The 23,413-nt window shown below is 74.3% G+C and carries 21 protein-coding genes; 13 read left to right on the top strand and 8 right to left on the bottom strand.

Features of this window, described 5'->3' with window-relative positions:
- Window positions 1-79: 79 nt before the first annotated feature.
- Together HOP40_RS05225 and HOP40_RS05220 are read left to right on the top strand one after the other, a co-directional pair.
- Complete coding sequence (locus HOP40_RS05225) at window positions 80-2,437, top strand: carboxypeptidase-like regulatory domain-containing protein (RefSeq protein ID WP_172155187.1); 2,358 nt, start codon at window positions 80-82, stop codon at window positions 2,435-2,437.
- A gap of 9 nt (window positions 2,438-2,446) precedes the next feature.
- A complete protein-coding gene (locus HOP40_RS05220) occupies window positions 2,447-3,307 on the top strand; it encodes an alpha/beta hydrolase (protein ID WP_172155185.1) in 861 nt (286 codons plus the stop codon).
- Here the strand turns inward: HOP40_RS05220 and HOP40_RS05215 are convergent.
- Window positions 3,290-3,991, bottom strand: a complete 702-nt coding sequence (locus tag HOP40_RS05215) for an acetoacetate decarboxylase family protein (protein ID WP_172155183.1) — start codon at window positions 3,989-3,991, stop codon at window positions 3,290-3,292. The genes HOP40_RS05220 and HOP40_RS05215 overlap by 18 nt on opposite strands.
- Window positions 3,992-4,217: 226 nt before the next feature.
- Between HOP40_RS05215 and HOP40_RS05210 the strand changes: the two genes are divergently transcribed.
- From HOP40_RS05210 to HOP40_RS05195, 4 genes are all read left to right on the top strand, one after another.
- Entirely contained in the window at window positions 4,218-4,712 is a 495-nt protein-coding gene (locus HOP40_RS05210; protein ID WP_240157519.1) for a cysteine dioxygenase, read from the top strand.
- Complete coding sequence (locus tag HOP40_RS05205) at window positions 4,709-5,074, top strand: rhodanese-like domain-containing protein (protein ID WP_172155181.1); 366 nt, start codon at window positions 4,709-4,711, stop codon at window positions 5,072-5,074. The genes HOP40_RS05210 and HOP40_RS05205 overlap by 4 nt, the downstream gene beginning before the upstream one ends.
- Window positions 5,075-5,192: 118 nt before the next feature.
- Complete coding sequence (locus HOP40_RS05200) at window positions 5,193-6,404, top strand: HNH endonuclease (protein ID WP_172155179.1); 1,212 nt, start codon at window positions 5,193-5,195, stop codon at window positions 6,402-6,404.
- 117 nt (window positions 6,405-6,521) lie between these two features.
- On the top strand, window positions 6,522-7,325 hold the full coding sequence (locus tag HOP40_RS05195) for an alpha/beta fold hydrolase (protein ID WP_172155177.1): 804 nt from the start codon (window positions 6,522-6,524) through the stop codon (window positions 7,323-7,325).
- 65 nt (window positions 7,326-7,390) lie between these two features.
- On the opposite strand, the gene HOP40_RS05190 is transcribed toward HOP40_RS05195, so the two are convergent.
- Window positions 7,391-7,843, bottom strand: a complete 453-nt coding sequence (locus HOP40_RS05190; protein ID WP_172155175.1) for a MarR family winged helix-turn-helix transcriptional regulator — start codon at window positions 7,841-7,843, stop codon at window positions 7,391-7,393.
- 62 nt (window positions 7,844-7,905) lie between these two features.
- On the opposite strand from HOP40_RS05190, the gene HOP40_RS05185 reads away from it, so the two are divergent.
- Together HOP40_RS05185 and HOP40_RS05180 are read left to right on the top strand one after the other, a co-directional pair.
- On the top strand, window positions 7,906-8,274 hold the full coding sequence (locus HOP40_RS05185; RefSeq protein WP_172155173.1) for a VOC family protein: 369 nt from the start codon (window positions 7,906-7,908) through the stop codon (window positions 8,272-8,274).
- A 56-nt stretch (window positions 8,275-8,330) separates the two neighbouring features.
- Complete coding sequence (locus tag HOP40_RS05180; RefSeq protein ID WP_240157518.1) at window positions 8,331-9,197, top strand: alpha/beta fold hydrolase; 867 nt, start codon at window positions 8,331-8,333, stop codon at window positions 9,195-9,197.
- On the opposite strand, the gene HOP40_RS05175 is transcribed toward HOP40_RS05180, so the two are convergent.
- On the bottom strand, window positions 9,194-10,384 hold the full coding sequence (locus HOP40_RS05175; protein WP_172155169.1) for an acyl-CoA dehydrogenase family protein: 1,191 nt from the start codon (window positions 10,382-10,384) through the stop codon (window positions 9,194-9,196). The two genes, HOP40_RS05180 and HOP40_RS05175, sit on opposite strands and share 4 nt — an antisense overlap.
- Before the next feature lie 54 nt (window positions 10,385-10,438).
- Between HOP40_RS05175 and HOP40_RS05170 the strand changes: the two genes are divergently transcribed.
- Window positions 10,439-11,341 (top strand): TIGR03560 family F420-dependent LLM class oxidoreductase, encoded by a 903-nt coding sequence (locus HOP40_RS05170; protein WP_172155167.1) that lies wholly within the window; start codon window positions 10,439-10,441, stop codon window positions 11,339-11,341.
- Window positions 11,342-11,344: 3 nt separating this feature from the next.
- On the opposite strand, the gene HOP40_RS05165 is transcribed toward HOP40_RS05170, so the two are convergent.
- Both HOP40_RS05165 and HOP40_RS05160 read right to left on the bottom strand, forming a co-directional pair.
- The gene (locus HOP40_RS05165; RefSeq protein ID WP_172155165.1) at window positions 11,345-12,127 is read right to left on the bottom strand and encodes a phosphotransferase enzyme family protein; all 783 of its coding nucleotides are present in this window, start codon (window positions 12,125-12,127) and stop codon (window positions 11,345-11,347) included.
- Window positions 12,117-13,112, bottom strand: coding sequence for a sugar-binding transcriptional regulator (locus tag HOP40_RS05160; protein WP_172155163.1), 996 nt, complete (start codon window positions 13,110-13,112; stop codon window positions 12,117-12,119). Before HOP40_RS05160 ends, HOP40_RS05165 begins: the two co-directional genes overlap by 11 nt.
- Window positions 13,113-13,240: 128 nt before the next feature.
- On the opposite strand from HOP40_RS05160, the gene HOP40_RS05155 reads away from it, so the two are divergent.
- From HOP40_RS05155 to HOP40_RS05140, 4 genes are read left to right on the top strand one after another with little or no spacing between them, the layout of a single operon-like run.
- The gene (locus tag HOP40_RS05155) at window positions 13,241-14,596 is read left to right on the top strand and encodes an ABC transporter substrate-binding protein (protein ID WP_172155161.1); all 1,356 of its coding nucleotides are present in this window, start codon (window positions 13,241-13,243) and stop codon (window positions 14,594-14,596) included.
- Entirely contained in the window at window positions 14,593-15,528 is a 936-nt protein-coding gene (locus HOP40_RS05150) for a carbohydrate ABC transporter permease (protein ID WP_172155159.1), read from the top strand. The genes HOP40_RS05155 and HOP40_RS05150 overlap by 4 nt, the downstream gene beginning before the upstream one ends.
- Complete coding sequence (locus HOP40_RS05145) at window positions 15,525-16,409, top strand: carbohydrate ABC transporter permease (RefSeq protein WP_172155157.1); 885 nt, start codon at window positions 15,525-15,527, stop codon at window positions 16,407-16,409. Before HOP40_RS05150 ends, HOP40_RS05145 begins: the two co-directional genes overlap by 4 nt.
- The gene (locus tag HOP40_RS05140) at window positions 16,406-17,392 is read left to right on the top strand and encodes a zinc-dependent alcohol dehydrogenase family protein (protein WP_172155155.1); all 987 of its coding nucleotides are present in this window, start codon (window positions 16,406-16,408) and stop codon (window positions 17,390-17,392) included. The genes HOP40_RS05145 and HOP40_RS05140 overlap by 4 nt, the downstream gene beginning before the upstream one ends.
- 50 nt (window positions 17,393-17,442) lie before the next feature.
- On the opposite strand, the gene HOP40_RS05135 is transcribed toward HOP40_RS05140, so the two are convergent.
- From HOP40_RS05135 to HOP40_RS05125, 3 genes are read right to left on the bottom strand one after another with little or no spacing between them, the layout of a single operon-like run.
- Window positions 17,443-18,741 (bottom strand): M20 family metallopeptidase, encoded by a 1,299-nt coding sequence (locus tag HOP40_RS05135; RefSeq protein ID WP_172155153.1) that lies wholly within the window; start codon window positions 18,739-18,741, stop codon window positions 17,443-17,445.
- A 52-nt stretch (window positions 18,742-18,793) separates the two neighbouring features.
- Window positions 18,794-22,954 (bottom strand): ATP-dependent RNA helicase HrpA, encoded by a 4,161-nt coding sequence (hrpA, locus tag HOP40_RS05130; RefSeq protein ID WP_172155151.1) that lies wholly within the window; start codon window positions 22,952-22,954, stop codon window positions 18,794-18,796.
- 29 nt (window positions 22,955-22,983) lie between these two features.
- Complete coding sequence (locus HOP40_RS05125) at window positions 22,984-23,244, bottom strand: hypothetical protein (RefSeq protein ID WP_172155140.1); 261 nt, start codon at window positions 23,242-23,244, stop codon at window positions 22,984-22,986.
- Between the last annotated feature and the right edge of the window lie 169 nt (window positions 23,245-23,413).

Genomic DNA, 23,413 nt, shown 5'->3' with positions numbered 1-23,413 from the left:
GAGTGATCAGGGGAATGCTAGGTTCTGCACGTCGGACCGGCCCGGTCTGGTTCTCGGATCGATTCACGGGGGACCGGAGATGATCACGCTTCCGGTGGTGCTGATCGCGCTGGCGGCCGTACTGCTGCTCGCCCTGCTCCTCGGCCTGTACCTGCAGCGCAGACGCACGCTGCGGGCTGTGCCGCCCGGCCCGCGCACGGTCGCGGACCTCGTCGCGCAGCGGAAGGAGCGGGAGCCCGCCGCTGCTCCCGCCGTCGCGGCTGTGACGCACGCCGCTGAACCCGTCGACGCGCGGGTCGCGGAGGCCGCTCCTGCGACCCGGAGCGCTGTCGAGGAGCCGGTCGTCGAGACGGTGGACGAGACGGTCGACGAGCGCCTCGCCGAGGCCGGGCCCGTGGCCGACGAGCCGGTCGCCGAGACGCCGGTCGCCGAGGAGTCGGTCGCCGAGGAGCCGCAGCCGGTCGAGGTGCCCGCCTCCCGCTCGGTGACCGCGCTCGGTGACGACGTGCCGTGGCGCCGGGCCGCCCAGATCGCGGGTCCGACCGATGACGAGCTGAACGCCGAGCTGGACGCGGAGCTCGACGCGGCACTGAACGGGGAGCTGGACGCCGAGCTCGACCCGGAGACCCCGCCCGAGCGGGAGGCCGAGCCGGAGCGCGACCCGGAGCCGGAGTCGGGCACCGGACAGCCCCGCCTGCCCGCCCTGTCGCTGGTGCACCGTCCGACCCCCCGTCCCACACCGGCAGACGCGCGGCGCCCGTTCACCGCGCCCCGGCTCACCGCCGTCCCGTCGCTGCAGGAGCGGCGGGAGGGGGGCGCCCACCGGCTCGCCGAGCCGGCTCCTGCTGTCGAGCCAGTGGTCGAGGAGGCCGTCGCGGAGGTCGAGCCGCGGACGGAGCCCGTCGACGAGGTGGCGCCGGCCGGTGAGGCCGGGTCGCTCGCACAGCCGGCAGGTGCCGAATCCGCCGTCGGATCCGAGTCCGCTGCCGCCGAGGTCCAGCCCGAGCCGGTCGCCGCAGAGCCGGTCGCCGCCGAGCCGGTCGCCGCCGAGGCGGAGCCCGCGCCTGAGGTGGCGGCCGAGCCGCTCACGGAGTCGGTCGCCGAGGTCGAGCCGGTCGCCGAGGTGGAACCGACTGCTGATGCCGCGGAGCCCGAACCCGCCGCGGAGCCCGAGCCCGCGGCGGAGGCCGAGCCCGTCACCGAGACCGAGCCCGTCGCCGAGGCCGAGCACCCGGCCGAGCCCGCCCCGGCCGGGTCCACGGCGGACGAGCCGCCGACCAGCACCCTCCCGAAGGTCGCCGTCGCGACCGCCGCCGTCGCCGGTACCGCCGTCGCGGCCTCGCTGCTGTCCCGCCGCTGGGACGAGGACCCGGACCGCACCGGCCCGATCCCGACCGCGTCCGCCTCCGCGAACGGGTTCCCGGAGGCCGACCCGGACGTCCTCTTCGACTCCCCGCCGCCCGCGGCCGAGGAGGCAGAGGCCGCCGAGCCGGAGGCCGCCGAGCCGGAGGCCGCCGAGCCGGAGGCCGCCGAGCCGGAGGCCGCCGAGCCGGAGGCCGCCGAGCCGGAGGCCGCCGAGCCGGAGGCCGCCGAGCCGGAGGCCGCCGAGCCGGAGGCCGCCGAGCCCGAGGCCGCCGAGCCCGAGGCCGCCGAGCCCGAGGCCGCCGAGTCCGAGGCCGCCGAGTCCGAGGCGGCCGAACTCGAGCCCCTGGCGTCCGAGGAGAGCGTCGAGCAGGAGCCCGTCGCCGCCGTCATCGACCTCCCCAGCCGCCGCGCCCCCCGCGACCCCCGTCACCTGGCGGCCGAGCAGGCCGCCGCCGACCTCGCCCTGCTCCGCACGTTCGGCGACCCCTCGGCCCGCCCCGAGCGGGCCCCCGTCGTCGCGCTGGAGGGCACCGCCCGTCCCGAGGCGCCGCCGGCCGTGGGCGCGGCGCAGCCCGTCCGCTTCCGGGCCGTGCGCCACGACGGCACGGAGGTCGCGTCCGCCGCCGTCGCCCTGCTCGACGACCGCGGCCGCGAGGTCGCGAGCGCCCGCACCGCCACCGGCGAGCTGACGGCCCCGCACCCCGGCGCCTACGTGCTCGTCGCGACCGCGCCCGACCACCAGCCCGGTGCGGTCGCGGTGGCCGTCGGCGACGCCCCCGTCGACGTCGACGTGCAGATCGTGCGCTCGGCGGCCCTCGTCGGCACCGTGCTCGGGGAGGACGGTCCGATCACCGGTGCGCGGGTGACGCTCGTGCAGGACGGGGAGGTCGTCGAGGTCGCGGAGACCGACTCCGACGGCGCGTACCTCGTCGCCGACCTGGCCGCGGGGGAGTACGCCGTGTCCGTCGCGGCGGCGGGCTGCGAGGCCGACGTCGTCCTGGTCGTCGTCGCCGAGGAGACCGAGCGCGTGCACGACGTCGAGCTCGCGCCGGCGGGGGTCCGCGCCGGTTAGGTTGTGCGCGTGACGGAGACACGGGACCGGGTCGAGGGCACGCTGCGGGGCGTCGGCGGCGTCGAGCTGTACTGGCAGGGCCGGCTGCCCGCCGGTGAGCCGACCGGGGTCCTGCTCGTCAGCCCCGGCCTCGGCGAGCACTCCGGGCGCTACCGCACGGTCGAGGACGCGCTGGTGCCCGACGGCTGGGCCGTCTACGGCCTCGACCACCGAGGCCACGGCCGCTCCACCGGCGCCCGCGCCCACCTCGACCGCTACTCCGACCTGCTCAGCGACTTCGACGCCTTCCGCCTCCACGTCGCCGCCCTGCACCCCGGGGTGCCGCTGTTCCTGCTCGGCCACAGCATGGGCGGGCAGATCGCGCTGGCGTACGCGCTCGACCACGGGGCGGGGCTGGCCGGGCTGGTGCTGTCGGCGCCCGCGCTCGCCTCCGACGAGGTGCCGACGGCGGCGGTGCCCGTCCTGCGGCTGCTCACGCGGGTCGCGCCGAAGCTGCGTCCCGTCGGCATCGACACCACGAAGATCAGCAAGGACCCGGCGGTCGTCACGGCCTACCGGACCGACCCGCTGGTGCACCACGGCAAGCCGACGCTCGGGCTCGCGCTGCGGCTCGTCGACCAGTTCGCGCCGCTCCTGCGCCGCTCCGCCGACCTGCGCCTGCCCGTCCTGCTGCAGCACGGTGAGGCCGACGTGCTCACGAACCCGGCGGGCTCGCGCGCCTTCGCCGACGCGTGCGGGTCACCGGACCTCACCGTCCACTACTACGACGGCCTCTGGCACGAGATCTACAACGAGCCCGAGCGCGAGCAGCCGCTGGCGGACCTGCGCGGCTGGCTCGCCGCCCACCGCGGGTCAGCGGGGGACCAGTAGCGCCGGGTCCATCTCGAAGGACACCCGGTCGGCGACGACGGTGACGAGCGGGCGGCGCGGCAGCCCCAGCGCGCGCAGCTCGTCGGCCATCGGGTGCCCCGACCCCGGCTCGACCGACGCCCGGCGCCCCACCCGGATCCCGCCGACGCGCGCCCGCACCGGCGACGCGAGCACGCCGCCGTCGTGCGGTGCCAGCGCGGTGATCGCCCCCGGCAGCGCGAACGGCAGCCGGAGCCCGGCGTGGATCTGCGTGGTGAGGACGTGGCGGCCGTGCTCGTCGGCGAGGCGGCAGGCGGCGTCGGCGCCGTCGATGGTCAGCTCGGCGCGGGCGAGCCACTTCGGCAGGCCCCACAGCGCCCGCCCGGCCTCCATCGTGAACGACTGGGTGACCGGCAACTGGTGGATGTAGGGCCCGGTCCGGCCGCGGTGGCGCACGAGGAAGGCGACGCCGGCCTCGTCGTAGTCGCCGAGGTCGTTGACGCGGTAGTCGACGAGCACGAGGAACAGCGGGGTCCGCCCGGCCACCGACACCGGCTCCAGGCCGGTTCCGGACAGCAGGTCGCGGACGCCGCCGGTCCGCACCAGGTACGTGGCGCAGGCCGCGGAGGCCTCGCCGATCCGCACCGGGAACCCGAGCCGCCTGCCCTGGATCTCCCAGGTCCCGTCCTCGTTCTGCGTCGCCATCCCGGGATTCTGACCCGTCGGACATTGGTCCGGATGCGGCGGGCCACCGTCCCAGGTGCTGGGAGCGGGTGGAGCACCCGTGTGAACTCGTGATTACCTGGCGGCATGCCGCCCGCCCCCATCCTCGGAGAGATCTGGGGCTGCCGCCGGGCGGACCACTTCGACCAGTGCTGTTGCCCGAGCTGACGCACACGTCCGTCCGCTCGTCCTCACACTGGAGCCCGCCGTGCTGTCGCACGCCCCTCGCCGTCTCGCGCCCACCCCGCTCGCCCTGGCCGACCTCGTCGGCCTCACCCGCCGCATCGCCGACGAGGTGCGCGCCGGGCACCACCCGGTCGTCGTCGACCCCGAGCGCCGCTGGTACCAGCGCCTGCAGGGCGACGACTTCGTCGACGTCTGGCTGATCAGCTGGGCCACCGAGCAGGCCGCGGAGCTGCACGACCACGGCGGCTCGATCGGCGCGCTGACCGTCGTCTCCGGCAGCCTCGTCGAGCACCGCTGGGGCGGCGACCAGATGCGCGCCCGGACCCTGCGCGCGAAGCGCAGTGTCGGCTTCGGCCTGGGGCACGTGCACGACGTCGGCAACCCGGCGCCGGCCCCCGCGGTCAGCGTGCACGCCTACTCGCCGCCGCTGAGCGCGATGTCCTACTACGACGTCGACGGGGGCAGGCTGCGCCGCACGCGCAGCGAGCTCGTCGAGGCGGGGGAGGGAGTCGGATGACGATCGACGAGATGCTGGCGCAGGCCCGCGCCCGCCTCGACCGGCCCGACCCGCGGCGCGCGGCGGAAATGGTCGCGGCCGGTGCGTTCCTCGTCGACACCCGCCCCGGCTGGCAGCGCGCCGACGAGGGCGAGATCGACGGCGCGATGATCATCGAGCGCAACCACGTCGAGTGGCGCCTGGACCCCACCTCCGACGCCCGCATCCCGGAGGCCGTCGACCACGACGTCACGTGGATCCTGTTCTGCTCCGAGGGCTACAGCTCGAGTCTGGCGGCGGCGTCGTTGCAGGACCTGGGGTTGCGCAACGCCACCGACCTCGATGGTGGGTACCGGGCGTGGGAGAGGGAGTTCGGCGGGTAGGTGTGTCCTGCGGGTGGTTCGTGCGTTCGGCCTCCCCGTTGTGCGCGGGCGCCCGGTAATCGTTCACGATCGAACACATGTTCGTCCATTGTGGCCTGATCACTGCTAGACTTCGGTCATGCCGTCGATCAGTTCCGAGTCGCCTTCCGAGGCCTCGCTGATCGAGCGGATCGCGATATTGGAGCAGCGGAAAGCGGCGATCGCGGCCGAGCAGAGCGAGGCCGTTCTCGCCTTCGCCCGCGCCCACGCGGAATCACAGGCAGCGGCCGGAACCGTCGAGCCCGACGCGCTGGAACGCAGCATCGCCGCCCAGGTCGGGCTGGCCTGCCGGGTCTCGCCCACCGAGGGCCGACGCCGCGTCCGGATGGCCCGCGACCTCCACGCTGGGCACGACCGGGTACGGGCCCTGTTCGCCGCCGGGCGGCTGTGCGAGTACCGCACCGCCACCATCGTCGCCGCCACCGCCCACCTCTCCCCGACCGAACGGGCCCAGGTCGACCAGGCCCTCGCCGACCAGCACGTCGACACCCTCGGGGTGCGCCGGATCCACGACCTCACCCGCACTCTGGCCGCGCAGGTCGCGCCCGGGAAGTTCCTCACCCGCTGCCGCGCCGCCCGCTCGGGCCGGCGGGTGTCGGTCCGCCCCGCCGCCGACGGGATGGCCGACCTCACCGCCCACCTCCCCGTCGGCGAGGCCGTGGCCTGCTACGCAGCACTCGCGGCCGCGGTCAACGAGGCCGCGGTCAGCCCCGAGCCGCTCACCCGCAGCCGCGGTCAGGTCATGGCCGACACCCTCGTCGAACGCCTCACCGGACAGACCACCGCCGGGGACGTGAACGTCGAGATCCAGGTCCTGGTCCCGGTCGAGGCCCTCGTCGACCCCACCAGTCCGCTGCCCGCGCAGATCCCCGGCCACGGACCCGTCCCGGTCGACCTGCTCACCACCGGCGCCGCCCGCACGACCTGGCGACGACTGATCACCAGCGAGGGCGTGGTGATCGGCGGCGACTCCCGCAGCCGCCTGTTCACCGGCCGCCTCGCAGCACTGATCCGCGCCCGCGACGGCGGGCGATGCCGGGAGTCGTACTGCGACGCCCCGATCCGCCACCTCGACCACATCCACCGCTGGGCCGACGGCGGCACCACGACGTTCGACAACGGACGCGGGATGTGCGCATTCCACAACCAGGTCCGGGAAACGACCGGGTGGAAAGCAGAAGTGACGACGACGGGAATCGTCACGACCACACCCACCGGTACCGAGTACGTGTCCGCAGCAGTGGCGACGGATCGTCCGGGAACGGTGTCGACGGATCGACGCATCGCCTGAGGAAGGTGAACTGATCGGTGGGGACGTCCGGTTCGACGCGCCCTGCGCAGCACCGAGACCGCGCTCCTCGACGACCCCGGGCGTCACGCGTTCGCGAGCACGTGCATCCTTCCGGCCATGTCGACAGGCGTCGAGGCGGCGGTGCTCAGCGGCGGGTTGCCGGTTCTGCGGTTCGGCACCGGTGCGCCACTGGTGGTGCTGGGTGGAGCGACACCGCTGCACGCGAACCCGACCGGGTTGGCCCGCCGGGCCGCTCTGCTGGCCTACCGGGCGCTGGGTCGCAGTCGCCGCGTGTGGCTGGTGAACCGGCGTCCCGGTCTCGCCCCGGATGTCACCGTCGCCGACCTGGCGGCCGACCACGCCGGAGCGCTGGCGTCGGCGTTCGGTGCCCCTGTGGACGTGCTCGGTGTGTCCACCGGGGGATCGGTCGCGCTGCAGCTCGCTGCGGACCGGCCCGATGCCGTGCGCAGGCTGGTGGTGGTCGGCGCCGCGCATCGGGTCGGTGACCTCGGGCGGGAGGTGCTGATGCGGGTCGCCGATCTGCACGAGCGGGGCGACAGCCGGGGCGCCTACCGGGAGTTCGCCCGGGCCGGCACGGCGTCGGAGGTCGGGCGGCGGGTGCTCGGCGACCTCCAGTGGCTGACCGAGCCGCTCGTGTTCGGCCGGCACATCGACCGGTCCGACTGGGTCGCCGCGTTGCGTGCCGAGGCCCGCTTCGACCTCGGCCCGCGGCTGTCCGAGATCACTGCGCCCACCTTGGTCATCGGAGGAGATCGCGACCTGGCCTGTCCTGCGGTGTTGTTGCGCGCCACGGCCGGCGGGGTCAGGGACGGGCGGCTGGCGCTCTACGCCGGCCGCGGCCACGGCGGCGTGCTCGCCGACCGACGCTTCCCCCGCGACGCCCTGGCCCACCTCGACTAGCTCCACCTGGCTGGCGGCGCAGCGCGCGTCACCACCACCGCCACAGGGCGGGGAGAACGCCGCGACTACTCGGCGCCCTCGCGCAGGGATCGGATCATGCCCTGCAGGATCCGGAACGCCTGCGACTGCTCGGCCTCGGTCATGCCGTCCAGCATCCGGACCTCGACGGACCGCACCGCGACGGTCGCCTTCTCGAGGAGCCGTCGGCCGCGGGGGGTGAGCCGCGTGGGGAGGACCTTCCCGACGGGCGCCTCGGCGGGCCTGGTCACGAGGCCCTCCCGTTCCAGGGCCTGGAGCAGCACGTTCATCGACTGCCGCGTCACGAACGCGCCCCGCGCGAGCTCGGAGTTCGACAGGCCGGGGCGTTGGGCCAGGAGCTCGAGGCAGGAGTAGCGCGTCACGCTCATCCCGAGCGGCCGCAGCACCTCGTCCATGGCCGCGCGGAGGGCGCTCGACGCCTCCTTCAGCAGGTAGCCCAGTGACGTCTCCAGGTCGACGCCCGCCCCGTCTTGACTCATGTCAGGATTCTGACATACCGTGCCCGTGTCAGGAAGCTGACACGACCATGAGGAGTGCCTCCATGCCCGTCACCGGCCCCGACTTCATCTCGCTCCAGGCGCGCGACCTCGCCGCCTCACAGGCGTTCTACGAGCAGTACCTCGGCCTCGTCCGCTCGCCGACCGGACCTCCGCACGCCGTCGTCTTCGAGACGGCGCCGATCGCGTTCGCCCTCCGCGACGTCGTCCCCGGCACCGATCTCGCCTCCGTCGCGCAGCCCGGCATCGGGGCCGCGATCTGGCTGCACGCCACGGACGTGCAGGCCGTCCACGACGCCCTCGTCGCCGACGGGCACACCGTCGTCTCCGCGCCGGTCGACGGCCCCTTCGGCCGGACGTTCACCTTCGCCGACCCCGACGGCTACCACGTCACCCTCCACGACCGCGCCTGACGAGCCGTCCGCAGAGGGGACCGATGAGTTGCGCCGCTCCCCGACGTCTCGTCGGTGTGGAGACCCTGCTTCCCGTCGGCGACGTCGAGCTGTGCGTCGACACCCTCGGCTCGCCGGCCGACCCCGCGCTGCTCCTGATCGGCACCACCGTCGCCGCCTGGGACGACGCGCTGGTCGAGCGGCTCACCGGCCGGTTCGTCGTCCGCTACGACCCGCGCGACGCCGGCCGGTCGACCACCGTCGACCCGGATGCGCCCGGCTACACGCTGCGCGACCTCGTCACCGACGCCGTCGGCCTGCTCGACGCGCTCGGCATCGCCCGCGCCCACGTCGCGGGCCTGGCGACCGGCGGGTTCGTCGCGCAGCTCCTGGCGCTGGACCACCCGTCGCGGGTCGCGTCGCTCGTCCTGGTCGGCACGCGCCCGGTCGCGCCGGGCCCGACCGACGCCGACCTGCCCGAGCACGCCCCGGCGGTCATGGCCCGCTTCCGCGACGCTGCACCGATCGACTGGACCGACCGCACGTCGGTCCTCGACGGCGCGGTGGCCAGGGCCCGGGTGCTCTCCGCGTCACCGGGGTTCGACGCCGACGAGGCCCGCGCCCGCGCCGCCGCCGTCCTCGGCCGCTCCGGCCCGCACCCGGCCTCGGCGCGCAACGGCCTGCTGGGCACGGTGTTCGCGGCGCTCGGCTGCGGCTCGCGGTGGCGCGAGCGGTTGGGGGCCATCACCGCGCCGACCCTGGTGGTGCACGGCGCGGCCGACCCGTTCTTCCCGGTGGGCAACGCGCGGGCGCTGGCCGCGGAGATCCCCGGCGCGACCCTGCTGGTCCTCGACGACGTCGGCGCCGAGCTGCCCCGCCGGGCGCACGCCGAGGTGGCCGCGGCGCTGCTGGCACACACGGCCCCGTCGCGGCAGGGCCTTTAGGCGAACGCCCCGATCCCCGTGATGTCGCGCCCGACGATCAGCGTCTGCATGGTCTCGGTGCCCTCGAACGTGTGGATGGCCTCGATGTCGGCCCAGTGCCGCACGACGTGGTGCTCCAGCAGGATGCCGTTGCCGCCCAGCAGGTCGCGGGACTCGGAGAGGATCTTGCGGGCGGTGCGGGTGTTGTGCATCTTGGCCAGCCCGGCGACGGTGGGAGACAGGCGCCCGGCGTCGGCGAGGCGCCCGAGCTGCATGCAGTAGAGCTGCATCGAGGTGAGGTCGGCGAGCATGTGGACGAGCCGCTGCTGCACGATCTGGAACGACGCCAGCGGCTTGCCGAACTGCTGGCGCGCCATCGCGTACCGCATCGCCGCGTCGTAGCCGGCGGTCGCGTGGCCCAGTGCCATCCACGCGCAGATGCCGCGGGTGTTGGCCAGGACCTTGCCGCAGTCCTTGAACGACCGGGCGTTCTCGAGGCGGTTCTCGTCGGGCACGCGGACGTCGGTGAGCTCGATGTCGGCCTGCCACACCGAGCGCAGCGACACCTTGCCCGGAATGACGGTGGCGGCGTAGCCCTCGGCCGGGGTCTCGACGACGAAGCCCTTGACGTCGCCGGAGTCGGTGTCGCGCGCCCAGACCACGACGAGGTCGGCGATCGTGCCGTTGCCGATCCAGCGCTTGGAGCCGTTGAGGATCCAGTAGTCGCCGTCGCGGCGGGCGGTGGTCTCCAGGGCGATGGAGTCGGAACCGTGCTGCGGCTCGGTGAGCGCGAACGCGCCGATCTTCTCCAACGACGACATCGCGGGCAGCCAGCGCTGCTTCTGCTCCTCCGAACCGCACATCGCGACCGACTGCATCGCGAGCCCGGCGTGCACGCCGAGGAACGTGCCCAGCGACCCGTCGCCGCGGTGCAGCTCCATGTGCACCAGTCCGCAGGCCATCGGGCTCATGCCGGCGGCGCCGTAGCCGTCGATGTCCTCGCCGACGATCTTCAGCTCGGGCAGCCGCCGGAACAGGTGCCAGGGCAGCTCGGCCTTCTCCCAGTAGGAGCCGATGTCGGGCAGGACCTCTTCGTCGACGAACTTCCGGACGGCGATGAACTTCTCCCACTGCTCCGTCGTGAACTGCTCGCGGACGGAGAAGAAGTCGGTGCCCAGTGCCTCGCCGAGGTGCTCGTACTCTGCCATCCGCCGATCGTGACACGGTGACGCCGCGGCAGCACTCCGTAAGCTGCGCGACCGATGGACTTCTCACTGTGGCCCAGCGCCGCCAACCCCTGGCCCGACGTCCTCGACGCCGCCCGCTACGCCGAGCGCACCGGCTGGCACGGCGTCTGGGTGGCCGACCACTTCATGCCCAACCGTGCCGACGTCTCGGGCCCGATGCACGAGTGCCTGGCCCTGCTGGCCGGGCTCGCGGCGAGCACCGAGCGCGTGCGGATCGGGTCGATGGTGCTCGGCAACACCTACCGGCACCCGGCCGTCGTCGCCAAGCAGGCGGCCACGCTCGACCACATGACCGGCGGGCGGTTCGTCCTCGGCGTCGGCGCGGGCTGGCAGGTCAACGAGCACGAGGCGTACGGCATCGAGCTGCCGCCGGTGCCCGAGCGGCTGGCGCGGTTCGAGGAGGCGTGCCGCGTGCTGACGGCGCTGCTGGGCGAGGAGCGCGCGACCGTCGACGGCCGGTTCTACCGCCTCACCGACGCCCCGCTCGAACCCAAGCCGCAGCGCCTGCCGATCCTGATCGGTGCGGCGGGGGAGCGGGTCGCGCTCGGCATCGTCGCCCGCTACGCCGACGAGTGGAACCACTGGGGCCTGCCCGAGCTCGCCGCGCACAAGGGCCGCGTGTTCGCCGGGCACTGCGCGCGCATCGACCGCGACCCGGCGTCGGTGCGCCGGTCGGCCCAGGCCGTCGTCGAGGTGGTCGACCCGGGCGACGCCGACGCGCGCGAGCGCCGCGACCGGCTCGTCGCCGCCGGGCGACCCGTCGCGATGGGCACGGCGGAGGAGGTCCTCGACGTCCTCGCGGGCTACCCCGACGCCGGCGTCGACGAGTTCATCGTCCCGGACTTCGCGCTGGGCACCGGCAGCCGCCGGACCGACGCGCTGGAGCGCCTGCGCACCGAGGTGCTCACGCGCATCTGAGCCCTACGCGAGCGCGGCCGTGATCGCGCCGGCGCGCCGCTCCAGCCACGCCCGGGCCCGCTCCGAGCGCGCCCGCGTCTGCGGCGTCCAGTACTCGGCGAAGCCGGGGACGCCGGTGCGGGCGCCGTCGCCGACGAGCGCGCTCATCCACGCGTGGTGCCCGAGTGCGGCCGCGGCGAGCCGGGCGCGGCCGTCGTCGTCGAGGTCGTAGGCGTCGACCAGGACGCGGAGCCGGTCGAGCTCGCGCCCGGCGCGGACGTCGTCGGTGTCGGCGGGGTCGCGCAGGGGCGCCCAGAACCGGGCGGTGCCGGCGACGTCCCACACCGGGGCGCCGGGCGCGGCCAGGTCGAAGTCGATCAGCGCGACGGCCCGGTCGCCGCGGAACACGACGTTGTCGAGGTTCGGGTCGTTGTGCGCGATCCCGCCCTCGTCGAACGGTGCGGACGCGGGGGAGGACCAGTCGTGCGGCGCCGGGTCGAAGCCGGCGGCGGCGTCGTGGAAGCGGCGCAGCAGCCGCCCGACGCTCGCGAGCGCGGCGTCGGTCAGGCCCCACGGCGGCGCGGGTGCCGTGACGGCCTCGCCGGGGATGTAGGTGAGGACCTCGCGCCCCTCGGCGTCGACGCCCAGCACGCGCGGCGCCCCGTCGAACCCGACGTCCTCGAGGTGGCGCAGCAGCGCGTGGACGGCGGGGGCGGTGGGCCGCAGCGGACGGCGGACGGTGTCGCCGACGCGGTGCACCCGCCCGCGGTTGGCCGTGCCGCCCAGCAGCGGGATCTCAGCGGACACCGGCCGCCCCGCCCCCCGCAGCCCCGCCCCGGGGCGCCCGGTCCTGCGCCGCCTCGATCAGGGCGGTCGCCAGCGTGGAGTGCGTGACGAGGCTGTCAACCAGCCCGCCGCGCACCGCCGCGAGCGCCGCCCGCACCTTCGCCGGCCCGTAGACGATCCCGATCACCTCGGGCACCGCGGCCATCTGCGCGTGCGTGATGCCGACCATCCGGTCGGTCAGCCGGGCGCGGACGGGCGCGCCGGCGGCGTCGATGAGCACCCCGGAGACGTCGGCGCAGACGCCCTTGCGCGCCAGCGCGGCGCGCTCGGCCTCGCCGGTGGCGTCGTAGAGCGTCGACTGCTCGGACTCCCACGCTCCCACCCCGGCGACGGCGATCGTCACGGAGTCGATCAGCGAGAACGCCCGCTCGACCTCGGGCTGGCGGCGCAGCGCCCGCGCCGTGGCGGCGTCGGCGACGGCCATCGGGGCGTAGAAGAAGTACGCGGGCCCGCCGGCGACCCGCGCGACCTCCCGGACGAGCTCGATCGAGCTGTCGTCGACGCCGGGGCGGGCCAGCGCCCCGGTGAGCTGCACGACCGGCACGGGCGCGAGCTCAGTGAGCGCGGTGGCCATCGCGCTGACCGAGCGGGCCCAGGACAGCCCGAGCACGTCGTCCTCGGTGACGATCTCGGTGAGCAGGTCGGCCGCCGCGGCGCCGAGGTGCTCGCGCAGGGCGGCGGGGTGCTCGTCCGGGGTGTCGGTGACGACGCAGTGGCGCAGGCCCAGCTCCGCCATGAGCCGCCCGGACAGCTCGACGTCGACGGTGCCGGGGTGGCCGATCTCGATGCGCACCAGCCCGCTCGTCCGGGCGTCCTCCAGCAGCCGCGCGACCTTGAACCGGCTCAGCGCGAACTCCTCGGCGATCTCGACCTTCGAGCGGCCGTCGAGGTAGTAGCGGCGGGCCACCGACGCGGTGAGGACGAGCTGTGCGGGACCTCGGGGCATGGCGCCTCCTGCTCATGTGAGCGCTTAAGCGCCCATTCTTGCACGCGCCATTGACGGAACGTGAGCGCTGCCACACTCTGATCCTCTGATCAGGCTCGTGCTCATCTGAGCGGAGTCGGGAGGGCGCGATGAGGCGTACACGGGCAGTCGGGATGGTGCTGGCGGTGCTGGCGACCAGTTCCTGTGCGGGCTGGGGCGGTTCGGTGGGCGGGGGCGGGCCGGACAGCATCAACGTGCTGATGGTCAACAACCAGCAGATGGTGGACCTGCAGCGCCTCACCGCCGACAACTTCACCCGCGAGACCGGCATCACCGTCAACTTCACGGTGCTGCCCGAGAACGACGTCCGCGACAAGATCAGCCAGGAGTTCTCCAGCCAGGCCGGCCAGTACGACGTCGCCACGCTGAGCAACTTCGAGATCCCGATCTACGCGCGCAGCGGCTGGATCGCGCCGATGGACGAGTTCATCGCGAACGACCCGGGCTTCGACCAGGGCGACATCCTGGCGCCGATGGTCACCTCGCTGTCCGGCGACGACGGGCAGGTCTACGGCCAGCCCTTCTACGGCGAGTCCTCGTTCCTCATGTACCGCCGCGACGTCCTCGAGCAGGCGGGCCTCGTCATGCCGGAGAAGCCGACGTGGCAGGAGGTCGCCGAGATCGCGGCCCGCGTCGACGGCATCCAGCCCGGCATGGCCGGCATCTGCCTGCGCGGCCAGCCCGGCTGGGGGCAGGTGTTCGCGCCGCTCACGACGGTGGTCAACACGTTCGGGGGCACGTGGTTCACTTCAGCCTGGGAGGCGCAGGTGAACGCGCCGGAGTTCGAAGAGGCCGTGCAGTTCTACGTCGACCTGGTGCGCGAGCACGGCGAGACCGGTGCCCCGCAGGCCGGGTTCACCGAGTGCCTCAACAACCTCATCCAGGGCAACGTCGCCATGTGGTACGACGCCACGTCGGCGGCGGGCTCGCTGGAGGCGGCCGACTCCCCGGTGCGCGGCATGATCGGCTACGCCCCCGCCCCGGTCGTCGAGACCGACAGCGCCGGCTGGCTCTACGCCTGGTCGTGGGGCATCCAGGCCGCGAGCGAGCGCAAGGACGCGGCCTGGCAGTTCGTCTCCTGGGCCTCGGGCAAGGAGTACGAGCAGCTGGTCGGCGAGCAGATCGGCTGGTCGTCGGTGCCGGCGGGCAAGCGCGCGTCGACGTACGAGAACCCGCAGTACCTGGCCGAGGCCGGGGCGTTCGCCGAGCAGACCCGCGCGGCGATCGAGTCGGCCGACCCGCGGAACCCCGGAGTCCAGCCGCGGCCCGCGATCGGCATCCAGTTCGTCGGCATCCCGGAGTTCCCCGACCTGGGGACGCAGGTGTCGCAGCAGATCAGCTCGGCCATCGCCGGGCAGGTGAGCGTGCCCGACGCGCTCGACCGCGGCCAGCAGCTGGCCGACGACGTGGCGGAGCGGTACCGGTCCCGGGAGAGTGGATCATGACGACGACGACCGAGCGCCCGACGGCGCAACCGCCGGCGGAGCCCGCGCTGCGGCGCACCGGCGACTGGGCCCGGCGCGCGCCGCTGCTGCCCGCGCTGGTCTTCCTGATCATCGTGACGCAGCTGCCGTTCGTGGGCACGCTGGTGATCTCGTTCATGAACTGGAACGCCTACTACCCCGACGAGCGCGGGTTCGCCGGGCTCGACAACTTCGTGCGCGTCGTCACCGACGTCACCACGCGCGAGTCGATCATCACGACGATCGTGCTGACGGTCTCGGTCGTGCTGGTCAGCCTGCTGCTCGGCATGCTCATCGCACTGCTGCTGGACCGGGCGTTCCTCGGTCGCGGGTTCGTCCGCACGCTGATGATCACGCCGTTCCTGGTGGTGCCGGTCGCGGCCGCGCTCGTCTGGAAGCACGCGCTCTACAACCCGGAGTACGGCCTGTTCAACGGGCTGCTCACCGCGGTGTTCGGGGGGAACGCGCCGCAGCCCGACTGGATCTCGACGACGCCGCTCACCGCGGTCGTCGCCGCGCTGGTGTGGCAGTGGACGCCGTTCATGATGCTGATCATCCTGGCGGGCCTGCAGAGCAAGCCGCTCGACGTCATCGAGGCCGCCCAGCTCGACGGCTGCTCGGCGTTCCAGATCTTCCGGTACATGACCTTCCCGCACCTGCGCCAGTACCTGGAGCTGGGCGGCCTGCTCGGGTCGATCTACATCGTGCAGAACTTCGACGCCGTCTTCACCATCACCTCCGGCGGCCTCGGCACCGCCAACCTGCCGTACACGATCTACCAGACCTTCTACAACGCGCAGGACTACGGCCGGGCGTCCGCCGCCGGCGTGGTCGTGGTGATCGGGACGATCCTGATCGCCACCCTGGCGCTGCGCACCGTGTCGTCGCTGTTCCGCGAGGAGGGTTCCCGATGACCGCGACCGTGGAGCGCACGGCGCTCACCCCGTCGGAGGCGGCCGTCGCGCCGCCCCGGCGCTCCCGCAGCGGGCCGCTGCTGGGGATCCTCGCCTGGTTCGTCGGCATCCTGTTCGTGCTGCCCGTCGTGTGGATGGTGCTGACGTCGTTCCACAGCGAGACCGACGCGGCGACGAACCCGCCGTCGGTGTTCGCGCCGCTCACCCTCGACGGCTACCTCAACTTCTTCGGGTCGACGACCGGTGCGAGCCCCTGGCCGCCGCTGCTCAACTCGATGACGGCGAGCGTCCTGTCGACGGTGCTGGTGCTGGTCCTCGCGATCCCGGCCGCGTACGCGCTGTCGATCCGGCCGGTGCGCAAGTGGACCGACGTGATGTTCTTCTTCCTGTCCACGAAGATGCTGCCGGTCGTGGCGGGCCTGCTGCCGGTGTACCTCATCGCGCAGGGCATCGGGATGCTCGACAACATCTGGCTGCTGATCGTGCTCTACACGTCGATGAACCTGCCGATCGCCGTGTGGATGATGCGCTCGTTCCTGGCCGAGGTGCCCGTCGAGATCCTGGAGGCGGCGTCGGTCGACGGGGCGTCGCTGCTGCGGACGCTGCGTGTGATCGTCATGCCGATCGTGCTGCCCGGCATCGCCGCCACGTCGCTCATCTGCTTCATCTTCAGCTGGAACGAGCTGCTGTTCGCCCGCGTGCTCACCGCGACCGTCGCGCAGACGGCGCCGGTGTTCCTCACGAGCTTCGTCACCAGCCAGGGCCTGTTCCTGGCCAAGGTGTGCGCGGCGGCGGTCGTCGTGTCGCTCCCGGTGCTCATCGCGGGGTTCGCGGCGCAGGACAAGCTGGTGCAGGGCCTGTCGCTGGGGGCGGTCAAGTGAGGGCGGCGGTCATCTCGGCCGACCGCGTCACCGTCGAGACGGTCCCCGACCCGGCACCGGGGCCCCGCGAGGTCGTCGTGGCCGTGGCGGCGTGCGGGATCTGCGGCACCGACCTGCACATCGCCGACGGCGAGTTCGCCCCGACGCTCCCGGTCACGCCGGGGCACGAGTTCGCCGGGGAGGTCGTCGGCGTCGGTGCGGAGGTCACCGAGCTGCGGGTCGGCGACCAGGTCGCGGTCGACCCGTCGCTGCACTGCGGCGAGTGCTACTTCTGCCGCCGCGGCCGGGGCAACCTGTGCGAGCGCTGGGCCGCGATCGGCGTGTCGACGACGGGCGGCGCGGCCGAGTACGCCGTGGCGCCGGTGGCCAACTGCGTCGTGCTGCCGCCCGGCGTCGCCCCGGCGGACGCGGCGCTGATCGAGCCGCTGTCGTGCGCGGTCCGCGGCTTCGACGTGCTCGCCCCGCGCCTGGGCGACCACTACCTGATCTACGGCGCCGGCACGATGGGCCTGATGATGATGGAGCTGGCCAAGCGAGCGGGCGCGGCCAGCGTCAGCATGGTCGACCTCAACCCGGCGCGGCTGGAGACGGCCGAGGAGCTGGGCTGCACCCACACCGTGACCAGCGCCGACGAGCTGGAGCAGCAGCGGGGGTGGGACAACGTCGTCGACTGCACCGGCGTCGTCGCCGCCATCGAGGACGGCCTGGGCCGTGTGATCCGCGGCGGCACGTTCCAGCAGTTCGGGGTGGCGAACGAGGACGCCGTCGCCCGGTTCTCGCCGTTCAGGGTCTACAACCAGGAGATCCGGATCGTCGGGTCGATGGCGGTGCTGCACAGCTTCGAGCGCGCCGCGGAGCTGTTCGCCGACGGCGTGCTGCGTCCCGAGGTCATGATCAGCGACCGGAAGCCGCTGGAGGAGTACCCGGCGGCGCTGGAGCAGTTCCGCGCCGGGGTCGGGCGCAAGATCCAGGTGCGTCCCTGATGCGGGCCGCGGTGGTGCGGTCGGAGGTGCACGCGTCCGGGTCGTGAGCCTCAGTCGAAGTAGCGCGGCACGTCCAGCCGGCCGCCCGCCTCGGCGAACTCGGCGTGCACGGCGTCGCGCAGGTCGGGGTCGGCGAGGTAGTCGGCGGCGGTGAGCGCGAGGCCCAGCGCCCCGTCGCGGACGGCGGCGTCGCCGGCCGGGCCGCCCGCGGCCGTCGCGAACTCGGCGGTGTGCAGGGCCGCGTCGGCGACGGCGATCATCGGATGGATCGCGGGCATCCGGAAGCTGAGGTTGCCCAGGTCGGTCGAACCGGTGAGGAACTCCGGGACGACGCCGGGCGGCAGCGGGGTCCGCCCGGCCGGCTCCTGGTTGACGGCCCAGCGGGCGGCGAGCGCGTGGTTGAAGCGGATGGGCAGGTAGGCGGGCTGGGTGTCCCAGCTCAGCTCGACGGAGCAGCCGTGCATCGTCGCGGCCCCCTCGGCGACGGCGGTGACGCGGGCGGCGAGGTCGCGCAGGGTCTCCGGGTCGGCCGAGCGCAGGTAGAACAGCAGCGCGGCGCGCTCGGGCACGACGTTCGGGCGCGCGCCGCCGTCGGTGAAGACGCCGTGCGCGCGGTCGGTGCCGGGCAGGTGCTGGCGCAGCGCGGAGACGCCCTGGTAGGCGGACACGGCGGCGTCGAGCGCGTTGCGTCCCATGAACGGCTGCGCCGCGGCGTGCGCGGCGACCCCGCGGAACACCATCTCCACCTGCCGCCGCCCGAGGAACGGGTGCATCGCCACGTCGTGGCCGAAGGGGTGGAGCATGACGACGGCGTCGACGTCGTCGAACACGCCCGCGCGCGCGAGCGTCTCCTTGCCGCCGCCGCCCTCCTCGGCGGGCGTGCCGATCAGCGACACCCGCCCACCGGTCTCCCCGACGACCTCCGCCGCCGCGAGGAACCCGCCCACCGCCGTCGAGCAGATGATGTTGTGGCCGCAGGCGTGGCCGACGCCGGGCAGCGCGTCGTACTCGGCGAGCACGGCCACGTGGGGGCCGTCGGCGCCGCGGCGGGCGACGAACGCGGTGCCGAGCCCGCCGATCCCGACCTCGGCCCCGTGCCCGTGCCGCTCCAGCAGCGCGACGACCTGGCGGACCGACCGGTGCTCGGCGAACCCCTCCTCGGGGTGCGCGTGCAGGTCGCGGCTCAGGGCGACGAGCTCGTCCCCGGCCCGGCGCACCCCCTCGGCCACCCGCTCGCGCACCGCGGCCGGAGCCCCGGCGTGGGTCGACGTCAGCGGTTCGGCGGTCTCCACCCGCTGCGCGGTGGCGGCGGAGAGGGCGCGGAGGTAGGCGTCGTCGGGGACGGTCACCGGCGTGACGGTAGACCAGGCGGCCGGTGCGGCGCGGCCCCCTCGCCCGGCCTCAGCGGGGCAGGGCGTCGATCGCGCTCTGGATCCGCTTGATCGACACCGGGTACCGCGTGCGCATCGGGTGGGCGTACAGCGAGACCCGCAGCTCCTCGATCATCCAGCGGATCTCCCGCAGCTCCGGCGACGGCTCGACGCCCGGGGGGAGGGCGGCGAGCTCGGCGGCGTACTCGTCGGCCACCACCCGCACCTGGGCGGTCCACTCGGCGTCGCGCACCGGGTCGACGCGCAGCTTCTCGATCCGCCGCTCGACCGCCTCCAGGTAGCGCGCGACGTCGCCGAGGCGGGAGGCGCCGGCCGCCGTGGCGAAGCCGGGGCCGACGAGCGCGGCGAGCTGGGCCTCGACGTCGGCCAGCCCGGCCTGCACGCCCGGGGTCCGGTGCGTCTCGGCGAGCAGGGCCTGCACGCGCAGCCGGACGTCGAGCACCGCGCGGACGGCGTGCAGCACCCGCAGCGTGGTCGGCACCAGCTTCTCGCGGAACACCTTCTGCGCGCGCAGGTAGGAGCGCTCGTCGAAGGGCGGGCCGCCGACCGCGGCGATCAGGGCGTCGGCCGCGCAGACCGTGCAGTCCTCCAGCAGCGCCGCGACCGAGCCGTGCGGGTTGCGCGCCAGCGCGAGCTTCGCCGAGTTGTCGAGGCCGCGCTGCACCTGCTTGGCAGGCGACGGGGTGTCGAGCAGCAGCAGGCGCCGCGCCCCGCGGTGGTGCGCGGGGTCGCGCTCGGCGGCCGTCGGCCAGACCCGGACGTCGACGGACGTGCCGCGGTCGACCAGCCCCGGGTAGCCGGTGACGGTGTGGCGACCGCGCCGGATCGCGTGCTCGCGCGGCAGCGCGCCGATCGTCCAGGTGGTGAGGCCGGTGCGCTCCAGGTCGACGCCCGCCGCGGCGAGCTCGGCGCGCACCTTCGGCGCCAGCTCACGGCGCAGGGCCTCCAGGTCGGTGCCGCGGGTGACCTCGCGCCCGGCCTCGTCCACGACCCGGAACGTGACGGTCAGGTGCTCGGGCAGCCGCCCCAGCTCCCACGCCTCGCGCGGGATCGTCACGTTCTTCATCCGGCCGAGCTCGCGCTCCAGCCCGTCGAGCAGGGGCTCGTCCTGGTCGCGCAGGCGCGCGAGCACGGCGCGGGCGTGGTCGGGAGCGGGGGCGAAGTTGCGGCGCAGCGTCTTCGGGAGCGTCTTGATCAGCGCCGTGACCAGCTCCTCGCGCAGCCCCGGCACCTGCCACGTGAAGGGTGTCGGGTCGATCTGGTGCAGCGCGGCCACCGGCACGTCGACGGTGACGCCGTCGTGCGCGCGGCCCGGCTCGAACGCGTAGGACAGCGGCAGCGTCAGCCCGCCGGCCTCGACGGCGTCGGGGTAGGCGCTGCGGTCGACCCCGTCGGCGGCCGAGGTGACGAGCATGTCCTCGGTGAAGTCCAGCAGCGCGGCGTCGCGGTTCTTGCGCCACCACGAGTCGAAGTGCCGCCCGGACACGACGTGCGCCGGGATCCGCGCCTCGTAGAACGCGACGAGGGTCTCCTCGTCGACGACCAGGTCGCGCCGGCGCGTGCGGTGCTCCAGCTCCTCGACGTCCTCGAGCAGCGCGCGGTTGGCGTGGAAGAAGCGGTGGCGGGTGTCCCAGTCGCCCTCGACGAGCGCGTGCCGGATGAACAGCTCGCGCGCGGTCTCGGGGTCGATCCGGCCGTAGTCGACGGTGCGGTCGACGACGATCGGCACCCCGTACAGCGTGACCCGCTCGACCGCGACGGCCGCCGCCCGCTTCCGCGACCAGTGCGGCTCCGAGTACGTGCGCTTCACCAGGTGCCCGGCCAGCGGCTCGACCCACTCCGGCTTGATCCGGGCCACGGTCCGCGCGAACAGCCGGCTCGTCTCGACGAGCTCCGCGGCCATCACCCAGCGCGGCCCCTTCTTCGCCAGCGACGACCCGGGGAAGATCATGAACTTGGCCCCGCGCGCGCCGAGGTACTCCTTCGTCTCGGCCTCGCGCAGCCCGATCTGGGAGAGCAGCCCGGCGAGCACGGAGGTGTGGACCGCGTCGGGGGAGGCGTCGGCGTCGTTCAGCGTCATGCCCGCGTTGCGGGCGGCCGAGCGCAGCTGCGCGTGCAGGTCCTGCCACTCGCGGATGCGCAGGTAGTGCAGGAACTCCTCGCGCAGCGTCTTCCGGAACCGGCTGCCCGACAGCTCCTGGCGCAGGTCGTTGACGTAGGTCCAGAGGTTGCGGAAGGCGAGGAAGTCGCTGCCGTCCTCGGCGAAGCGCGCGTGCTTCTCGTCGGCGGCCTGGCGCTGCTCGGTCGGGCGCTCGCGGGGGTCCTGCACCGACAGCGCGGCGGCGATGACGAGCACCTCGCGCAGGCAGCTGTTGCGGTCGGCCTCCACGAGCATGCGGCCCAGGCGGGGATCGACGGGCAGCGACGCGAGCGCGCGGCCGACGGCCGTGAGGCCCTTCCCGGCGTCCAGCGCGCCCAGCTCGTGCAGCAGCGCGAGCCCGTCGTCGACGCTGCGGCGGTCGGGCGGGTCGACGAACGGGAACTCGGTGATCTCGCCGAGCTCCAGCGAGATCATCTGCAGCACGACCGACGCCAGGTTGGTGCGCAGGATCTCCGGGTCGGTGAACGCGGGGCGCGCGTCGAAGTCATCCTCGGCGTAGAGGCGGATGCAGATGCCGTCGGCGACGCGGCCGCAGCGCCCGGCGCGCTGGTTGGCGCTGGCCTGGCTGACCTTCTCGATCGGCAGCCGCTGCACCTTCAACCGCCGCGAGTAGCGGGAGATGCGGGCGAGGCCGGGGTCGATGACGTAGCGGATGCCGGGGACCGTCAGCGAGGTCTCGGCGACGTTGGTGGCGAGCACGACGCGCCGCCCCAGCGAGCCCTGCTTCGGCGCGAACACCCGCTGTTGCTCGGCCGTGGTCTGGCGCGCGTAGAGCGGGAGGATCTCGATCCCGGGGAACTGGCGCTTGGCGAGCCCCTCGGCGGTGTCGCGGATCTCGCGCTCGCCGGGCAGGAACACGAGGATGTCGCCCGGGCCCTCGCGGCGCAGCTCGGTGACGGCGTCGGCGATGGCGGCGAGCTGGTCGCGGTCGGGATCGGCGTCGGGGTCGTCGGGGTCGACGACGGGCCGGTAGCGCATCTCGACGGGGAACGAGCGCCCCGAGACCTCGACGATCGGCGCCGGCCGCTCGGGCGTCGCGAAGTGGGCGGCGAAGCGCTGCGGGTCGATCGTGGCCGAGGTGATGATCACCTTGAGGTCCGGGCGCCGGGGGAGCAGCTGCGCGAGGTAGCCCAGGATGAAGTCGATGTTGAGGCTGCGCTCGTGGGCCTCGTCGATGATGAGGGTGTCGTACTGGCGCAGCATGCGGTCGCCGGTGAGCTCGGCCAGCAGGATGCCGTCGGTCATGAGCTTGACCAGTGTGGTGTCGCCCACCTGGTCGGTGAAGCGGACCTTCCAGCCGACGGCGTCGCCGATCTCGGAGCCCAGCTCCTCGGCGATGCGGGCGGCGACGGTGCGCGCGGCGAGCCGGCGGGGCTGGGTGTGCCCGATCAGCCCGCGGACGCCCCGGCCCAGCTCCAGGCAGATCTTGGGGATCTGCGTGGTCTTGCCGGAACCGGTCTCGCCCGCGACGACGACGACCTGGTGGTCCCGGATCGCGGCCGCGATGTCCTCGCGGCGGGCGCTGACCGGCAGCGTCGGCGGGTAGGACACGGCCGGAACGGCGGCGCGGCGGGCGGCGACGCGCGCCTCGCCCTCGTCGACGGCCGCGGCGATCCCGGCGAGCGCCCGGTCGCGGGCCCGCGCGTCGCGGGTGCGGCGGGCGGTGTCGAGGCGGCGGGCGAGGCGGTGCTCGTCGCGCAGGGAGAGGGCGGGCAGGCGGGCGGCGAGGGCGTCGAGGTCGGCGTCGGAGAACGCCGGCCCGGGCTCGTCGCTGCGCTCCTCCTCCGCGAGTCGGGGTGTGGCGGTGGCCGAGTCGGGCTGTGGCTGCGACGCCGGCGGCGCCGGGAACCCCCCACGGGGACGACGGCGGCGCGGGCGACGGGCGCGGCGCTCACCGCCCTCGCCGTTCCCGGCGGGAGCGGCGGCGGGACCGGCGGCGGGTGCCGAGGCGGCGGGGGCGCCGGCGCGGGAGGCGTCGGCGCGCGCGTCGGTGGCTCGTGCGGAGGACATCGTCTCGCCAGTGTGCCTGGACCCGCCGCTCAGGCGGAGCGCAGGGCGGGTGTGATCTCGTCGGCCACCGGGGCGTCGGCCGCCGGGTGCTCGACGAGCGCCAGCACCCGGTTGGCCAGGAACCGCGCCGTGCGGACGGTGCTGCCGCCGCGCGTGGTCTCGCTGACCTCCACGACCCCGCGGCCGTGCGTCACCCCGACCTTGCGACCGGCGCGCGTGGCCTCGATCTCGTAGGTGCGGGTGGTGCCGCTTCCGGCATCGATGACGACTTCGACGCGGTCGCCCTTCATGGCTCCTCCTGGAGGTGGTGGTCGGGCCGGGGACGGTGTGGGGGGCGGCGCCGTGGGGGGAACAGCGCCGCCCGGGCAGCCGCGCCACACGGCGGCGGGACGCGCCGGGCACGGCAGGCTCAGGGGGGCGGATCGGGAGGGTTCGTGGGAAGGGTGTCCGGGCCGGGCG

Source organism: Pseudonocardia broussonetiae, from assembly GCF_013155125.1.
In the GTDB taxonomy this organism is placed as follows: domain Bacteria; phylum Actinomycetota; class Actinomycetes; order Mycobacteriales; family Pseudonocardiaceae; genus Pseudonocardia; species Pseudonocardia broussonetiae.
The sequence above is the reverse complement of the archived record's forward strand: the minus strand, read 5'-3'. Positions and strand labels throughout refer to the sequence as shown.